This is a genomic window from Alsobacter sp. R-9, assembly GCF_054612375.1.
In genome coordinates, this window is sequence record NZ_JBTSWJ010000025.1 from 15,244 (window position 1) to 32,197 (window position 16,954).

Consider the following 16,954-nt stretch of genomic DNA (forward strand, 5'->3'; position numbering starts at 1 on the left):
TGCTTCCGTGTGCTATGTTCTCACGAATTGATACTGTCTTCCTCTTCTGTCATCACGAGGTCACTCATGTCCACATCTGAGGCTTCACGAGCCACCCTCGCCGACGTCATCGCGGCCATCCAGGCCGCCGACCTCTCCCCGCAGCGGCGCCAGAACATGGCGTCGGCGGTGCGCACCGTCGCCCGCGCCCTGGGGCGCGAGCCCGACCAGATCGCCGCCGATCCGCAGGCCCTCGGGCTTCGGCTGGCCTCGGTGACGGCCGAGCAGCTCGGCCTCTCCCCCGGGCGGTGGAACAACATCCGCTCGCTGCTGAGGGCGTCCCTGGCGCTGGTGCGGCCGGTGATGAAGGGGCGGTCGACGACGCCGATGTCGGCGGCGTGGCAGGCCCTGCACGACGGCCTGCCGAAGCGGGCTGATCGCGTCCGACTGTCGCGGTTGATGCGCTGGCTGTCCGAGCGGCAGATCGGCCCGGACACGGTGACGCTCGACGACCTGACGGCCTTCAAGTCGGAGCTGTTCGGGGACGCCCTGCTGAAGGACCCGGAGAAGACGTGGACGGACTTTGCGGTGGCGTGGAATCGCGCGGGGTCGCGGACGACCGGCTTTCCCTCGATCCGCATCGAACGGCCGTCGCGGCGCGAGGTCTATGTCCTGCCGTGGACATCCTTCCCGGCGTCCCTGAAGCAGGACGTTGACGCTTGGCTCGACCGGCTCGCTGGCCGCGACTTCGCTGACGACGGTCCCGCGCGGCCCGCAAGACCGAGCACGCTCACGACGCGCGCGTACCAGTTGCGGTCCTTCGCCTCGGCGCTGGTGCACCGGGGGCGTGATCCCCAGACGCTGCGGTCGCTCGCCGACCTCGTCGTGCTTGACGCCTTCAACGAAGGCCTGCGCTTCTACTACGAGCGCAAGGGCAGGCAGACGTCGTCGACGATCCACGACATGGCATCGATGCTGAAGGGCGTCGCCAAGCACTGGGTGAAGGCGCCGGAGCCGGACCTCGCGAAGATGGCCACGGTGGTGAAGCGGCTTGCCGTGCCGCAGGAGGGGCTCACGCGCAAGAACCGCGAGCGGCTGCGCCCCTTCGATGATCCGCAGGCCGTGGACGCGCTGCTGGGCCTGCCGGCACGGCTGCGCGACGAGGTCGACCGGGGCGTGCTGCCCGGCAAGCGGGCGTCGGTGCGCGCCGGCCTCGCGCTCGCCATCGAGCTTCTGCTGGTCGCGCCCGTGCGGCGGAAGAACCTCGCGGCGATCGAACTGGAGACCCATCTCGTCCGCGTGGGCGGGCGCTGGCACCTGATCTTCGAGGACCACGAGGTCAAGAGTCGGCAGGTGCTGGAGTTCATCCTGCCGGAGCGGACGGTTGAGCTGCTGGAGTGGTACCTGCGCGAGCACCGTCCCGTGCTTGCCGACGCCGACACGAAGGCGCTCTTCCCGGGCCGGGAGGGTCAGGCCAAGCGTGGCGGCACACTGGGCACGCAGATCGCCGAGTTGGTGCACCGGTACACGGGGCTGACCATCAACCCGCATCTCTTCCGCCACATCGCGGCGAAGCTCTACCTCGACGTGCGGCCGGGCCAGTACGAGGTCATGCGCCGGGTGCTGGGTCACAAGAAGATGTCGACGACGACGGGCTTCTACAGCGGCACGGAGTCGACGACGGCGGCCATGCACTTCGACGACGTCGTGCTCGGCCGGATGCGTCAGGCGGCGGAAGCCTTGAAGCGACTTTCCACAAAGGCGACGAAACCGCGTTCCGGGGCCGGGAAGGCGGCGGGCAAGCCCAAGGGGTCCCGGCGATGAGCGGCGGGCCCTACGGACGCGGCAAGGCGCCCGAGCGCGCCTGCATGAAGGTGGCCGACTGGCCGGCCATCGACCGCCGCCTCTGGCAGGAGGCGCTCATGCCGGTCGATCCGTTCGAGCCGACCGGCGGGACCCGTGCGGGTCACTCCCGGGCCTCGAACGTGAAGACCGAGAAGGGCTACGGGCGCTGGCTCACCTGGCTCGCGACGACGGGCCAGCTCGACGCCGACGCGGCCCCGCACTCCCGGATCACCCGCGACCGGGTGAAAGCCTATGTCGAGCACCTGGAGGGTCTCGGCAACGGCGGGCAGTCGATCCTCTCCCGCCTGCAGGAGCTGGGCGACTTCGCCCGCGCCGTCACGCCGGACCGCGACTGGTCATTCATCAACCGCATCGCGTCTAAGGTCAGGGCCCGGACCGTGCCCGTGCGCGACAAGCGGGCGAAGCTCGCCACCACGATGGAACTGCTCGGCCTCGGGCTCGACCTGATGGAGAACGCCCCGAACCTGTCGACGCCGCGGCTGGCCGCCCTCGCCTACCGTGACGGGCTGACCATCGCGCTCCTCGCGCTGCGCCCGCTCCGCCGGCGCAACCTGGCCGGGCTCGTCCTCGGCGACACGCTCATGCAGGTGGGCGACGCGTGGATGCTTCGGATCGCGCCCGAGGACACCAAGACGCACCAGCCCATCGACATGCCGTGTCCGGCGGCGCTCACCAACCAGCTCGGTGTCTACCTCGCGGTTCACCGGCCCGTCCTCGCCAACCTAAGGGGTCGCTGGGCGAGGCCGATCGGCGAAGCCCTCTGGGTCTCCTCTCACGGCTCGCCGATGACGAAGTCGGCACTCTACAACCAGGTTCGTCAGCGGACCCGCGAAGGCCTCGGCAAGGACGTCAACCCGCACCTGTTCCGTGACGCTGCCGCCACCACCCTCGCCGTCGAGGACCCGCAGCACGTCCGCCTCGCCACGCCTCTCCTCGGGCATCGCCATACAGCCACGACCGAGCGGCACTACCAGCAGGCGCAGGCGCTGGAGGCGCACCGGGAGTTCGTTGAGGCGCTGAGGAAGGCCGGTGGTGACGGTGGCGATCGCTGAAGCAAGAGCATTGGCACGATTGGCAAGCAGGCTCGGAACGCGAGGCAGGGAAGGCGTCCGGGCTGCGCCGGGCGAGACTGTTCCTTCGTCCACCCTCAGCCAACATCCACACCTGTGGTTCCAGTCTGTTTTGGACGGTTCAGGCTAATCTGGTGCAGTTTGGCGGCGCCCGACGGAATTTATGAACCGCTTTGATTGCGGTTCGTGTAGGCCATACCTTTATGTACCAAGCTCCGACCCTTCAAAGGGAGCAAAGTAATTCGACATCCGGAACCTGCGGCCCGTCAGCCCATTCCCGGATATGGACGGACGACGTGGTGTAGTAGCCGTACTCGCCAGGAGCACTTGGACAGCCACATGATGAATAGGCCGAGGCTGAGAGAGTCTCGGCGTCAGGTGCCATTCGACGCGGCCTCGGCCCTCCTAGGAGGGCCGACCGACCCAGTGCTCCGAGCAGGGCAGGACCCGCGTGCGCTGAAGCAGGTGTGTTGATCGACCTCGGGACGACCAGGCTCCGTCAGCGGATGCACCCCTCGACGAAGCGCAGCCGCGCCACGAGATCGAGCGACCGCGCGTCGGCCTGCTTGCGGCAGTCCGCAATCCTGGCAACGCGGCCGTCGATCTTTTCGATCAGGCTCTCGGTGTAGTCGGCGGAGACGGGCTCGATGTCGCCGGGCCGCCAGGTCTTGGCGAACCACGGCTCCAGCGGACCGTAGAGGCGCAGGATGGTGTTCCAGCCGGTTCCGGGGACGGTCTGGACCCAGTTGACCTCCTTGCCGGCGGGCGCCTTCGGGCCGAAGAACACGTCGACCGTGCCGTCCGCGTTCCTGAGCAGCCCCTTGGTCTGGCTGCTGACGCTGGGGAAGCGCTGATCCGTCTGGATCATCGAGCGGGTCTGGTTGCTGTAGAGGATGACTGACCAGAAATCCTTGACCGGAACGTTCGCGGGAAGGCGCAGGCGGTAGGACTTGCCGCCGTCGAGGGCTTCGCCTTGGGAGTCGCGCGCGGTCCACGCGTACTGCGAGCCGAGGCCGACCATCTTCTCTTCCATTGCCGGCGTGACGCCCGTGGCCATGAAGTAATAGAAGATGTAGCCGTCGAGGTTCAGCACGCCCGGTTGTGACTGGAACTTGTAGCCGCCGATGAAGGGAAGCTGCCAGTACGCATCCTTGTAGTAGTAGTCCTCGGATGCGGGCATGTGGAAGGCGACGGCCCGGGCCGTGGCGTCGCCGACGGCGGCGGCCTCGGTGAGGATCGCCTTCATGCGCGCGTCGGGGGCGAAGGGCTTGCCTTTCTCGATGCCGATGGACGCCCAGAAGCCGAGCCTGACCTGGTCGAGGGAGTCGCTGGGCTCCTCCTGCACGGCCTGGTTCAGCAACTCCCAGTAACGGAAGTCGGCAGGGTTCACCATGTTGAACGGCTTGCCCGACATGTCGACGAAGGTCGGCGCCTTGGTGGCCGCCTCCTGGCCGAGCGGATAGATGCGGGTCGCGGCCTTCACCGCGTCGACGCCCGGCTTGGGGCTGCCGTCCACGACGAAGCTGCGCCAGATCACGAGGTTGCTGAACGTCGCCGGGCGCACGACGTGGTAGCCGTCCGGCACCGCGCCCGTGTAGCCGGGAGGCAGCACGAGGAACTTGCCGCCCTGGCCGCGGTCGGGTCCCGTGATGCCCACGTCCGACACCCAGCGGTACCAGAGATCATTGACGAGGCCGAGCACCCTGGGCGGCACCTCGAGGACCAGCGGTCCCTTGCGCAGGTCGATCCAGAACCAGGTGTAGGGCGTGTTGTCGTTGGCGGTCAGTTCTACGGTCCTGGCGTCGACCATCTCCTCCCAGATGGGAACGGTCGCGTTGACCGGGCCGATGCTCAGGATGGCGTTGCGGTTGCCGACCTGGTTCACGGCGGGGAGGGCAAGAAGGTAGGCCTGCACCGCGCGCTGGAAGTCGAGATTGTCGAGCAGCGTCCGGGCCGTGTCCTTGTCCGGGAAGCCGTCGGTGAACTTCAGTGTGCCGAGCCGGGTTTCGACCTTGTCGGGCGAATAGACACCGGGCGGGCGCTGCGTCGAGAACTTGAGGGCGGGATTGCTCGGCGGGCCGTCGAGGCTCTGCGCACGGGCCGGACCCACCAGGCTGGCGGCAGCAAGAAGACCTGCCAGGAGGAAGCGATATGCTGCGCTCATCGGAAATGCTCCGGGGGTTGCCTCGACACGGCACGATGGTTCGGGTCAAGCTAGTGCAGGCCCGATCCCGTTGCTTTAGTTTTGGGGACGCAGCGCTGTGCGACAGACTTTTTCCGCAGCGTTCCAGCGGGCCGGTGCCTTCGCCCATCTGGCGGCGGTCGTGCGCAGTCTCGGCGGCTCGCCGGCCGCCGTTTCCGAAGGGCTCGGTGTCGATCTCGACGCGCTGTCCCACGACGATCTCCTGCCGTTTGGCGCTTGCCTCACCCTTCTGGAGCGCGCCGTCGCGCAGACGGGCTGCACCCATGTCGGCCTCCTGATGGGCGCGCACTACCGATGGGCCCAGCACGGCATCATCCATCACCTGTCGAGGGAAGCCCCGACGGTGAGAGAGGCCCTTCAGGATTTCGTCGGCTGGCAGCTCGGCTACACCAGCGGCGCAGCCGTCTACCTGCACCGTGTCGGCCGGGATTTCGCGCTCGGCTACGGCATATACGACCGGGCCTCGCAGGGCAGCCGCCAGCTCTACGACGCGGTCGTCGCCATCGGCTGCGACATCCTGCGCGATCTGACCGGTGGGCGGGTCCAGCCGATCGAGGTCCATCTCTGTCACGCCGGGCCGGACGACGCCGGGATCTACCAGCGTACGCTACGCGCGCCCGTCCGTTTCAACCAAAGCCAATGCCGCCTCATAATTTCGGGCAGTGACATCGACTATCCCCGCCCCGGGACCGATCCGGTCCGACGGGAGCAGGTCCTCGCGCAGATCACCGCTGCGCTGGGCAGGCCTGTCGGGACGATCTCGACCCGCGTGCGCCATCGAGTGCGCCCGCAACTCCTGCGTGGCGATCCCTCCATGGACGGCATGGCGCGGTCTCTCGGCCTGGTCCCGAGAACCCTCCGCCGGCAGCTCGGCGCCGAAGGTACCGTCTTCGAAACGATCCGCGACGACGTCCGCTTCAACGCGGCGCGCGAACTCCTCGCACTCACCGACCTGCCCGTGGGCGAGATCGCGGACGCCCTCGCCTTCGCCAGCCATTCGGCGTTCGGCCAGGCGTTCCGCCGATGGAGCGGAAAGAGCGCCACGGCTTGGCGGTTCGCAGCCTGTGGCTAGGCCGACGGCGCGCGGCCTCGGGCCGATGCCTCGTCAGCTGAGGGTCAAAAAGAGCCGAAGTCCATGGTCTTCCATGAGGCACATATCATGAACCAGCCATCCGCGGTTCACATAGCCATACCCATATTGGACTGCCCAAGAACGCCGCCAGACCGATTTAGCCATCCCCCTGCGGCCCCTACGCGGGGTCTCTTGCTGCTGGCGGTACGAGCCCGTCCGGCCCCGAGGTGCAGGCCATCATCAACCTCAGCGAGACCACGGGCAGCATGGCGCTGACCTACGACGGCATCACGCAGGCGATCACCATGACCAGCGTGCCACTGCCGTATAGGGGGCGGCACTGGTACACCGTCTGCCGAGCCACGGGGCGGCGCGTTCGGACGTTGTGGCTGGCGCCTGGGGCCAAGACCTTCGCCAGCCGCCACGCATGGCCTTGGCAGACAGCATTCGCCTCGCAGTTCCTTGACCCCGTGGGGCGCGCCTGGGCCACCAAGCGACGCATCGCCCGACGGCTCCGCAGCACCGACCCGCACGACGACGACCTGCCCTCGAAGCCGCCCTGGATGCGTGGGGCGACCTACGACGTCTCGCCGCACGCCATGAGCCGATGACGCCCTGGACCGGCGGATCATGGTCGCCGCTGCCCGCCTGCTGCGGCACTGGTCCGACGCTTTTGACGGCTGAAAATCCCGGTTAGCCAATGGATTTCGATTGCAAAAGCAGCCGGGCGTTCCCCGATCAGTGGCGTGGCGACACCTGCGGAGAGGGTGACGGCTCGCCCTCGTGCTGAACTGCTGCTTGGCCTAGCGTCAAGCGGTGCCAACACGCCCGCCGGATGCTTGGAACTCCGATTTCATGAGCTCTGCGTCAGGTGCAAGCTAGCCACCACGCCACAAAATGGATTGCAGCATCGCCTTTTCGGCCGCCAGCCTTTGCACTTGCCGACGCAGGCGCCGATTTTCTTCCACAAGTTCTCGGTGGAGGTCAGCCTTGATCGCAAGTCGCGCCCTCCATCGATAAACCGTCGAGCGTGCAAATGCGAAGCGAGCGCAAATTGTTGCCACGGGCACGCCATCCGCAAGCTGCCGGATCGCTGCTTTGTAGGCCGCTGGCTTTTCGTCCTGACGCCTCTTCAATCGCCTCTCCGGATCGGACAGCCGGAAAAGCACGGTAGAGGGTACGGGGATCTACGAGCTATCCGCAAACGGCAGGAACATGATAGTGTTGAATTCAAATAGGAACATTGTTCCAGCCAGATTTGCTCGCGACCGCGCAATGGTCACCAGCATCCCGATTGGGTGAATTGGCGCCGTTGTCATGGAGCCATCCCCGTGACCCCACTTGTCGGAAACTGGTGCACGAGATGACGGGCAGGCTGCTGTCCGTCGATCCGGACGATTGCGCATCGCGGATGATGCTGTTCGGGATGCATATGCAGCAAAGCCAGATGTCAGGCGGGAAGTTCCTGGCCACTGTGGATATTCTGAGGCTCCCCCACTCACAGCTCATGCTCACTGCGTATGGGCCAGCGATCACGGCAGACGGGGGCGTCCCGCAACAATCATATGTACTCGGTCTTGCGGTGCCCGGTACCGGTGCGCTTTCGGTAAATCACCACGTGCACCAGCCCCATGAGGTCGCCGTGGTTTCCGGGGGGCGGGAACTCCACCTTTCGAGGGCTCCCGGCGTCCAGGTCATTTCATGGACCGTGAACAGTTCTCACGTCGATTCAGTTTGCCTGGCAATGTTCGACCGCCCCTTGTCGCAGATGGCGAGGTCCGGACACGCACTGCGGTCGCACACGGCGGCAGCGGCACGTGCGCAAACTCTGCTCGATTTGCTCTACTCAAACGGCCCGACCTCGCTGCTTGCGGGAGAAGTCGCGGGCTTGGACGGCGACGTGGGCAGACGAGCCGAGGACCTCGTCCTCGATGCCCTTCTCGGTGATGTGCAGGGACAGGAACCATTGCGCGGTTGGTCAGCGCGCGAAAAGATTGTCTCCCGGGCACGTGACCTCATGGAGTCCGACCGCGAAGAGCCGCTGACCGTTGCCGAAGTTTGCGCTGTGTTGAGTGTTCCCATGCGCACTCTCGACGACGCCTTTCGTACTTGCCTCGGCATCGCGCCTCGGCATTTCATGAACTCCATGCGCCTCAACAAGGTAAGGCGAGCGTTGCGCAGCGGCGCGGCGACGTCAGTGACCGAAGCTGCGATGCGGTTTGGCTTCTTCCACCTGGGGCGCTTCTCCAGCCAATATCGCCGTCTGTTCGGCGAACTCCCTTCGGACACATTGCAGCGGGCTCAGAGGTAGCCCGGTTGGTGTGTTGATCGCCGAGCGCTCGGCAGAGGCTTTGGCCGGTTCTGCCGATTGCGGATAGCGGGCCCAGCTCCTTTGCGGACAGTAGCGCTGATGGAGGCTCCGAACAGGCGCGGCCGGTCGGCCAGAAGGCCAGCCTGATTTTCGGACTCCCACAATTCGGCTGCCGTTCGACTGCGGACGGCCCGAGAGGCTTCAGGAGAACATCAATGGACGTCCAGACGACCAAGGGGACCACGGTCGCCCAGTCCTACATGGCGGCGCTCAAGGCCTGTGGCATTCGCCACGTATTCGCCAACGGCGGCACCGATTTCGCGCCGATCATCGAGGGTATCCTGCAGAACCGGCAGGACGGCGGCGACATGCCCGAATTCGTCACCGTGCCGCACGAGCACGTCGCCGTCGCCATGGCGCAGGGCTATTACCAGATCAGCGGCAACATCGCGGGTGCCATGGTGCACGTCAACGTGGGCACCGCGAACACGATCTGCGCGCTCATGAACGCCGCGCGTAACAATACGCCGATGTTTCTGGCCTCCGGCCGCACGCCGAGCACCGAGACCGGCGACGCAGGGTCCCGCGAGGAATGGATCCATTGGCCTCAGGAGAATTTCGACCAGGCGGCCATGGTGCGCGAACACGTGAAGTGGGAATACGAGTTGCGCCACGGCCAGCCGATCAACACGCTCGTCGGCCGCGCCGTCGACATCGCCATGAGCGAGCCCAAAGGCCCGGTCTACCTTCAACTGCCGCGCGAATTGCTGGGCAGTCCCTCGACCAACCCCGGCCCCCTGCCGCGCGGGCGCGCCTTCGGCTCCGTCCCGGCGATCCCCGACGTCGATGCGCTCGAGCGCGCCGCCGATATGATCGCGGCGGCGGAGAACCCGATCATCATCATGACCACCCCGGCGAACGCCGCAATTTTCAAGGCGCTCGGGGCTTTCGCGGAGGCCCACGCAATCGCGGTACACACCGGCCCGCACGCCGCGCTTTCCTCGTCGAACCCGATGAACCTGGGTCGGCTGAACGGCCCCGCGCTCAAGGCCGCCGACCTCATCCTCGCGCTGAACTCGCCGGTTCCGTGGGTGCCGAAACACATGCAGCCCAACAAGGATGCCCGGCTCATCCACATCGCCCCGGACCCGCTTTTCGCTACCTATCCCTTCCGCGGCTTCGAGATGGACCTCGCCATCGCCGGCGATCCGACTGCGGCGCTCACGATGCTGGGTGACATGCTCAAAATGAAGCTGAAGGGCAGGGAGGCGGCCACCGACCGCCGCCGCAAGCTCAACGGCGAAAAGCGCCAGGCGCTGCTCGAGGGTCGCAAGGCCGCCCTCGAGGCCGCGTCCACCCAGCGCCCGATCAACTATGTCTGGGCCGCCCATTGCGTGAACGAGGTCAAGGGCGCCAACACCACGATCGTCGAGGAGATTGGCGTGCCCTTTGACTTCCTCGACATCGAGGACGAACGCGACTTCATGGCAACGTCCCTGGGGTCGGGGTCGCTCGGCATGGCGCTTGGCATGGGGCTGGGCGCCAAGTTCGCCGCCCCGGACCGCACGGTGATCACGACCTGTGGCGACGGCGGTTATATGTTCGGCTGCCCGACGGCGGCCCATTTCGTCAGCCAGGCGCAAAAACTGCCCGTCCTCACCATGATCATGAACAATCATGAGTGGCACGCCGTCCGCGAGGCTGTCGTCAACATGTACCCGGACGGGCTCGCCGCCAAGGCCAACAGCCTGCCGATCGTCGACCTTTCGCCCTCGCCCGACTACCACAAGATCACAGAGGCCTTCGGCGGCTACGGCGAGAAGGTGGACGACCCAGCCAAGCTCAAGGGGGCCATCGGCCGCGCCCTCGAACAGGTCGCGCAGGGACGGCAGGCGACTCTGAATGTCGTGTGCCAGAGGCGGTAGGGCTGACCAGGTCGTGTGGACAAACGGGATTCCCAAAACATCTGACGTCTGATTCACCGCTGCTCTTTGAGAAGGGCAGCGGTGCTTCGCGGATTGATGAGCGATGCGGAATGGGCGTTCTTCGCGCCGTTTCTAACCTAACACCGTGAGTCGAGGGGGGAGGCATGCGCGCGCAGCCGTCAACGCCGCCGGAGAGGGCGGCACCGGCCGGGATGGTCGCGATTCCCGGTGGAACCTTCGTGATGGGATCCGACAACCACTACCCGGAGGAACGCCCGGCGCATCAGGTGACGGTGAGCGCCTTCCTGATGGACGCCACTACCGTGACGAATTCGCAATATGAGGCCTTCGTCGCCGCGACCGGCTACGTGACGGTCGCCGAGCGGCCGCTTGATCCCGCGGCCTACCCGGGCGCGGATGCGGCCATGCTGGTTCCTGGCGCGCTCGTCTTCCGCATGACGGACGGCCCGGTGGATAGCCGCGAGATCGCGAAGTGGTGGCACTGGACCCCGGGCGCACAGTGGCGCCACCCGGAAGGCCCGGGCAGCGACCTCATGGGGCGCGAGGATCATCCCGTGGTGCACGTCGCCTATGAGGATGCGGAGGCCTATGCCGCTTGGGTCGGCAAGGAGTTGCCGACCGAGGCCGAGTGGGAATTCGCCGCCCGCGGTGGCCTGGATCGCCGGGAGTTCGTTTGGGGTGACGAACTGGCGCCGGGCGGCGTGCACCTCGCCAACACCTGGCAGGGGCCCTTTCCCTGGCGGAACTTCGCCGTAGATGGTTTCGAGCGCACCGCACCTGTCGCGAGCTATCCGCCCAACGGCTACGGCCTCTACGACATGGCAGGCAATGTCTGGCAGTGGACGACGGACTGGTTCGCCGCGCGCCATGCCGCCGATCCCGCGAAGCCCTGCTGCGCGCCGACCGATCCTCGCGGCCCCGCGATGGAGGGCAGCTACGACCCCGCCCAACCGCGCATCCGCATCCCGCGCAAGGTGGTCAAGGGCGGCAGCTTCCTCTGCGCGCCCTCCTACTGCCGGCGCTACCGACCGGCCGCCCGCCACGCCCAGATGGTGGACAGCGGCATGAGCCATATCGGGTTCCGCTGCATCCGCCGCAACCGATCGACGATACAGGAAGGAAACGCCCGATGAAGAACAACGAAACTCGGCCGTCGCGCCGGTCCATGCTGCTCGGCGGCGCCGCCGGCCTCGCCGCCGCCGCGGGTGGCGTGCAGATCGCGCAGGCCCAGACGCCGCCCGCGCAGCCGCGCGCCGCAGCGCCTACGGGCGGCGCGGCGGGCCGCCCCAACATCCTGGTGATCTGGGGCGACGACATCGGGTGGTCGAACCCGTCCTGCTACAACATGGGCATGATGGGCTACCGCACGCCCAACATCGACCGGATCGCGCGCGAGGGCGTGCTGTTCACCGATGCGTACGGGGAAAATTCCTGCACCGCCGGCCGCTCCGCCTTCATCACCGGCCAGAGCCCGCTTCGCACCGGCCTCTCCAAGGTCGGCCTGCCCGGCGCGCCGGAGGGCATGGGCCCCGAGGACCCCACCATAGCGACGCTGCTCAAGCCGCTCGGCTATGCGACGGGGCAGTTCGGCAAGAACCACCTCGGCGACCGCGACGAGCACCTGCCGACCATGCACGGTTTCGACGAGTTCTTCGGCAGCCTCTACCACCTGAACGCCGAGGACGAGCCGGAGCACCCGGACTACCCGCGCAACCCGGAATTCCGCCAGCGCTTCGGCCCGCGCGGCGTGATCAAGTCCTGGGCGAACCCGGACGGCACGCAGCGGATCGAGAACACCGGCCCGCTGACCATGCGGCGCATGGAGACGGTGGACGAAGAGTTCCTCGCTGGCGCACTCGACTTCATCGACCGCGCGCATCGCGAGGGCAAGCCCTTCTTCACCTGGTTCAACTCCACCCGGATGCACGTCTGGACGCGGCTGAAGGAAGCCAGCCGCGGCGTGACCGGCTTTGGCGTCTATCCGGACGGCATGGTCGAGCATGACGGCCATGTCGGGCAGCTGCTGAAGAAGCTCGACGACCTCGGGATCACCGAGAACACGATTGTGCTCTACTCGACCGACAACGGCGCCGAGGTGATGTCCTGGCCCGATGGCGGCGCCACGCCCTTCCGCGGCGAGAAGGCGACGGCCTGGGAAGGCGGCTTCCGCGTACCGAGCCTGGTGCGCTGGCCTGCGCGCATCCAGGCGGGGCAGGTGATCAACGACATCTTTTCCCACCAGGACTGGCTGCCGACGCTGCTGGCCGCGGCGGGCGAGCCGGAGATCACGCAGAAGCTGCTCGCCGGCCACCAGGCGGGCCGGCGGACCTACAAGGTCCACCTCGACGGCTATAACCAGCTGCCGCTGCTGACCCGCACCGGGGAAGGCGCGCGGCGGGAGTTGTTCTACTTCACCGACGACGGCGACCTCGCGGCGCTCCGCTTCAACCAGTGGAAGATCCACTTCCTGATCCAGGAGGCGCATGGCTTTTCGGTTTGGGAGCGGCCCTTCACGCCGCTGCGCTTCCCGCAGCTATACAACCTGCGCAGCGACCCCTATGAGCGGGCATACGAATCGTTCGACTATGGCCGCTGGCGCGCCGAGCACGCCTTCGTCCTGGTGCCGGCGCAGGCCATCGTCGGGCAATTCCTCGAGACCTTCCGCGACTTCCCGCCGCGCCAAGCGCCGGGTAGTTTCGGACTCGGCGAAGCGATGGCGCGACTGCGCCAGGGTGCGGGCGGGCGCTGAAGGGCCGACCATGGCCGCCCATCGCCAGGCGGGGCGGCCATGGGATGTTGCGCGATTGATTGAAGGGCCGCGCCGCTGCCGGCAACCGCCCCTCCGTCACGAAGAAGACCGATGACGATGTCCAGGTCGGAAACTCCGCCGTTTGCGGCTGGTGCTGCCGTTGCGCTCATCTGCCTCCCCGCGGGCGATGCCGTGCCGGACTTCCCGTTCGGCGGGCCATTTCCCGCGGTCAGCGTCACCTTCTGAATCCGCATGAGATGCGCGCGGCCCCCAGATGACGAAGGCGTCGCAGCGAACAGGCCCAGACGTCCTGCGTCCGCTCCGGACCGGGCGAAGCTGCAGCAGCCCGGCGCCCTCCGACGCGGTTCACTCCGTCGCCCTGGCCTGCCCTGCCTCCGCCCGGCAGGGCGCAGCCAGTACGATTCCGTTATTGCAGTCGGCGTGGAGAACGAAACCCATGACACCGCTCGCGACACGTCGCGCCGCCCTCGGCCTTCTGCTGGCAGGCCTCGGCGCAACCTCGCTGCGCGCCCAGCCTGCCCGGGATCCGCTGCCGTCCTGGCGCGACGGCCCGCGCAGAAGGGCGCTGCTGGACTTCGTGGCGGCGGTCACGCGCGAGGGCTCTTCGGAGTTCGTTGCGCCCGCGCAGCGCATCGCCGTGTTCGACAATGACGGCACGCTCTGGGTGGAGCAGCCGGTCTACACGCAGCTCCTTTTCATCCTCGACAGCATCCGCACGTTCGCCCCGCAGCATCCGGAGTGGCAGCAAGATCCGCTCTTCCGCGCCGCGATCGCGGGCGACCTGCGTGGCGCTGCGGCGGACGGCGTGAATGGGCTCCTGAAGCTTGCAGCCGCGGCCCAGGCCGGGAACTCGCCCGAGGCGTTCCAGCGGATGGCCGCGGAATGGCTCGCCGCCGCGCGCGACACGAGATGGCGCCGGCCATACACGCAACTCGTCTACCAGCCGATGCTGGAGGTCCTGGCCTTCCTGCGCGCCAACGGCTTCACAACGTTCGTCGTCTCCGGCGGGGGAGTCGAATTCGTTCGCGCCTTCGCGCAGGAGATCTACGGCATCCCGCCGCATCAGGTCATCGGGTCGACCTTCGCCCTGACACCCAGCGAGCAGGACGGGCGCATCACGCTGACGCGCGAGCCGCGCGTGGACTTCGTGACTGACGGGCCAGGCAAGCCGGTCGGCATCGCTCGACATGTCGGCCAGCGGCCGATTGCCGTCTTTGGCAATTCAGACGGTGACTGGCACATGTTGCGCTACGCGACGGAGGGGCCTGGGCGGCGGCTTGGCATGATCATCCGTCACGACGACGCGGAGCGCGAATATGCCTATGACCGGGAGAGCCATGTCGGACGGCTCTCTCGCGCGCTTGATGAGGCAGCAGGGCGCGGGTGGCACGTCGTTTCAATGCGCGAGGACTGGACGCGGATCTTCGAGCGGGACTGAAGCGCGCGTCAGCCCAGGCTATGCTTCTGCCGCTTCGTCACCCGCACCGTCAGCGGCGCCGAGGCGAGGTCCACCGTCGAGGCGCTGACGTTCCCCGCCGTAACCCACACGCTGTTGTTGGACCATAAATCACAGTTTAGCACTGCGAGGACGGATGGGTTCACAGGACCTAATTTGCGTGGTGCGCAGCTGCTCCGACCTAAGTCTCAAGCTGTGGGGCGCAACCAAGAGCAAAGTGGGACCGAATGTGGGACTGTGAACAGCCAAAAGTCCGATTATTTGAAAGACATACTAAAAAATCCACGGATTGGTGCCCAGGAGAGGGAGTTCCGGGGCGAGACGGGATTTGCCGCGGTGTTACCCTGGTGTTACCCCGGACTAATCGCCGCTGGACCGCGATGTTTTGCGCGAGGTCAAAGCGCAATGATTTCAGATAGATAAGTGGCGCACCCGACACGATTCGAACGTGTGACCTTTGCCTTCGGAAGGAGAAGGATCCAGAGGCAATTGCGGCACCAATCCCCATCTTCAATTCGCGTCCGTGCTTCCGCGCGCCGCTCCAATCCCCATATCCTAAGCCTCAGGAGGATCCGCGATGCGCGCCGTGATCTACGCGAGGTACAGCAGCGATCTGCAGCGTGAGGCCTCGATCGAGGACCAGGTTCGTTTGTGCCGCGAGGCGGCGGAGGCGCGCGGCTGGACGGTCGTGGGCGAGTACGCCGATCGTGCGGCGAGCGGATCGAGCAGGTTCAGGCCGGAGTACCAGCGGCTGCTGGCGGATGCGCGGACCGGGCAGTTCGACGTCGTCGTTGCGGAGGCGCTGGATCGGCTGTCCCGCGACCAGGAGGACGTGGCCGCGCTCTACAAGGCGTTGACCTTCGCGGGCGTCCGGTTGGTGACGCTGGCCGAGGGGCAGATCAGCGAACTGCATGTCGGCCTGAAGGGCACGATGAACGCGCTGTTCCTGCGCGACCTGGCGGCGAAGACGCACCGGGGCCTGCGGGGCCGGGTGGAGCAGGGCCGCTCGGCCGGCGGGAAGGCGTATGGCTACAAGGTCGCGAAGGAGGTCGATGCCGACGGCGAGCGCGTTCGCGGCAAGCGGATCATCGACGCCGACGAGGCCTCTGTCGTGCAGCGGATCTTCTCGGAGTTCGCGGCCGGCGCCTCGCCCCGGGCCATCGCGACACAACTCAACCGTGAGGGGGTCACCGGGCCCGAGGGCCGCCCGTGGCAGGACACGACGATCCGCGGCCACGGTGGGCGCGGGACCGGCATCCTGAGGAACGAGCTCTATGTCGGTCGGCTCGTGTGGAACCGCATGCGGTTCATCAAGGATCCGGCCACGGGCAAGCGGGTGTCGCGCCCGAACCCTCCGAGCGAGTGGGTCGTGGAGGATGTGCCGGAACTACGGATCATCGATGACGCGCTGTGGAAGAGTGTCTCCAGCCGGCTCTCCGACATCGCCGCCTCGCCGACGGCGCAGGCCATCAAGGCGGGGCGGTTCTGGGAGAAGCGCCGGCCGAAGCATGTGCTGACGGGCCTCGCGGTGTGCGGCTGCTGCGGGCATCCGCTTGCCGCCGTCGGCAAGGACTACCTGCGCTGCTCGCGCGCCCATCGCAACGGGCTCTGCACCAACACGACCGGCGTGAAGCGCGGCGTGCTGGAGGAGATCGTGATCTCCGCGCTGCAGCACAACCTGATGGCACCCGACCTCGTCGCCGAGTTCATCGCCGCCTTCCACGCGGAGGTGAACGCGAGCCGCGGCGAGGCAGAGGCGGAGCGCCGTCGGGTGGAGAAGAGGAAGGCAGAGATCGAGCGGCAGCTCGATGGGCTGATTACGGCGATCGCCGAAGGTCTGCGTTCGCCGGGTCTCCAGCAGCGGCTCGACGCCCTCGAGACGGAGCGCCGGCAGATCGAGGCGACGCTGGCGGCGCCGGCACCCTCGCCGATCCGTCTTCACCCGAACCTCGCCGACCTCTACCGCAAGAAGGTCGCGGCCTTGCACGAGGCGCTGCAGGACCCGCGCACGCAGGCCGAAGCCCTGGACATCGTCCGCTCGCTGATCGAGCAGGTGATCGTGCGCCCGCGCGAGGGCGGCGGGTTCGAGGTCGAACTCGTCGGCGAGATCGCGTCGATGGTCGAGGTCGCGATGGGGTCGGAACGCAAGAACGCCGCCCGGGACGGGGCGGCGCTGGATGCTGGATCGAGGCGTTCGGTAAAGGTGGTTGCGGGGACAGGATTTGAACCTGTGACCTTCAGGTTATGAGCCTGACGAGCTACCGGGCTGCTCCACCCCGCG

General features: G+C 67.1%; 12 protein-coding genes and 1 tRNA gene. 10 read left to right on the top strand and 3 right to left on the bottom strand.

Going from position 1 to position 16,954, the window contains the following annotated elements; translation table 11 throughout:
- Positions 1 to 66 precede the first annotated feature (66 nt).
- The gene (locus tag ACX9GQ_RS24225) at positions 67 to 1,803 is read left to right on the top strand and encodes a hypothetical protein (protein WP_459632183.1); all 1,737 of its coding nucleotides are present in this window, start codon (positions 67 to 69) and stop codon (positions 1,801 to 1,803) included.
- Entirely contained in the window at positions 1,800 to 2,897 is a 1,098-nt protein-coding gene (locus ACX9GQ_RS24230) for a tyrosine-type recombinase/integrase (RefSeq protein WP_459632184.1), read from the top strand. Before ACX9GQ_RS24225 ends, ACX9GQ_RS24230 begins: the two co-directional genes overlap by 4 nt.
- A gap of 517 nt (positions 2,898 to 3,414) precedes the next feature.
- Here the strand turns inward: ACX9GQ_RS24230 and ACX9GQ_RS24235 are convergent.
- Positions 3,415 to 5,079, bottom strand: a complete 1,665-nt coding sequence (locus ACX9GQ_RS24235; RefSeq protein WP_459632185.1) for a DUF1254 domain-containing protein — start codon at positions 5,077 to 5,079, stop codon at positions 3,415 to 3,417.
- 160 nt (positions 5,080 to 5,239) lie between these two features.
- Here ACX9GQ_RS24235 and ACX9GQ_RS24240 point away from each other — a divergent pair, with 160 nt between their 5' ends.
- Positions 5,240 to 6,190 carry an AraC family transcriptional regulator gene (locus ACX9GQ_RS24240; protein ID WP_459632186.1) on the top strand — a complete coding sequence of 317 codons (951 nt, stop codon included), beginning with the start codon at positions 5,240 to 5,242 and terminating at the stop codon, positions 6,188 to 6,190.
- Between the two features lie 227 nt (positions 6,191 to 6,417).
- Positions 6,418 to 6,801, top strand: a complete 384-nt coding sequence (locus ACX9GQ_RS24245; RefSeq protein ID WP_459632187.1) for a hypothetical protein — start codon at positions 6,418 to 6,420, stop codon at positions 6,799 to 6,801.
- Positions 6,802 to 7,068: 267 nt separating this feature from the next.
- Here ACX9GQ_RS24245 and ACX9GQ_RS24250 read toward each other — a convergent pair whose 3' ends face one another.
- A complete protein-coding gene (locus ACX9GQ_RS24250) occupies positions 7,069 to 7,359 on the bottom strand; it encodes a helix-turn-helix domain-containing protein (protein ID WP_459632188.1) in 291 nt (96 codons plus the stop codon).
- A gap of 194 nt (positions 7,360 to 7,553) precedes the next feature.
- On the opposite strand from ACX9GQ_RS24250, the gene ACX9GQ_RS24255 reads away from it, so the two are divergent.
- The 6 genes from ACX9GQ_RS24255 to ACX9GQ_RS24280 all read left to right on the top strand — a co-directional run bounded on the left by ACX9GQ_RS24255 (position 7,554) and on the right by ACX9GQ_RS24280 (position 16,921).
- Positions 7,554 to 8,501, top strand: coding sequence for a helix-turn-helix domain-containing protein (locus ACX9GQ_RS24255; RefSeq protein WP_459632189.1), 948 nt, complete (start codon positions 7,554 to 7,556; stop codon positions 8,499 to 8,501).
- Positions 8,502 to 8,716: 215 nt separating this feature from the next.
- Positions 8,717 to 10,426: a thiamine pyrophosphate-requiring protein gene (locus tag ACX9GQ_RS24260; RefSeq protein WP_459632190.1), complete on the top strand. Its 1,710-nt coding sequence runs from the start codon at positions 8,717 to 8,719 to the stop codon at positions 10,424 to 10,426.
- Positions 10,427 to 10,590: 164 nt separating this feature from the next.
- Positions 10,591 to 11,580, top strand: coding sequence for a formylglycine-generating enzyme family protein (locus tag ACX9GQ_RS24265; protein ID WP_459632191.1), 990 nt, complete (start codon positions 10,591 to 10,593; stop codon positions 11,578 to 11,580).
- Positions 11,577 to 13,196 (top strand): arylsulfatase, encoded by a 1,620-nt coding sequence (locus ACX9GQ_RS24270; protein ID WP_459632192.1) that lies wholly within the window; start codon positions 11,577 to 11,579, stop codon positions 13,194 to 13,196. The genes ACX9GQ_RS24265 and ACX9GQ_RS24270 overlap by 4 nt, the downstream gene beginning before the upstream one ends.
- A gap of 274 nt (positions 13,197 to 13,470) precedes the next feature.
- The gene (locus ACX9GQ_RS24275) at positions 13,471 to 14,655 is read left to right on the top strand and encodes an HAD family hydrolase (RefSeq protein WP_459632193.1); all 1,185 of its coding nucleotides are present in this window, start codon (positions 13,471 to 13,473) and stop codon (positions 14,653 to 14,655) included.
- 595 nt (positions 14,656 to 15,250) lie between these two features.
- Complete coding sequence (locus ACX9GQ_RS24280) at positions 15,251 to 16,921, top strand: recombinase family protein (RefSeq protein WP_459632196.1); 1,671 nt, start codon at positions 15,251 to 15,253, stop codon at positions 16,919 to 16,921.
- Here the strand turns inward: ACX9GQ_RS24280 and ACX9GQ_RS24285 are convergent.
- Positions 16,878 to 16,954 (bottom strand) — tRNA-Met (locus tag ACX9GQ_RS24285). The two genes, ACX9GQ_RS24280 and ACX9GQ_RS24285, sit on opposite strands and share 44 nt — an antisense overlap.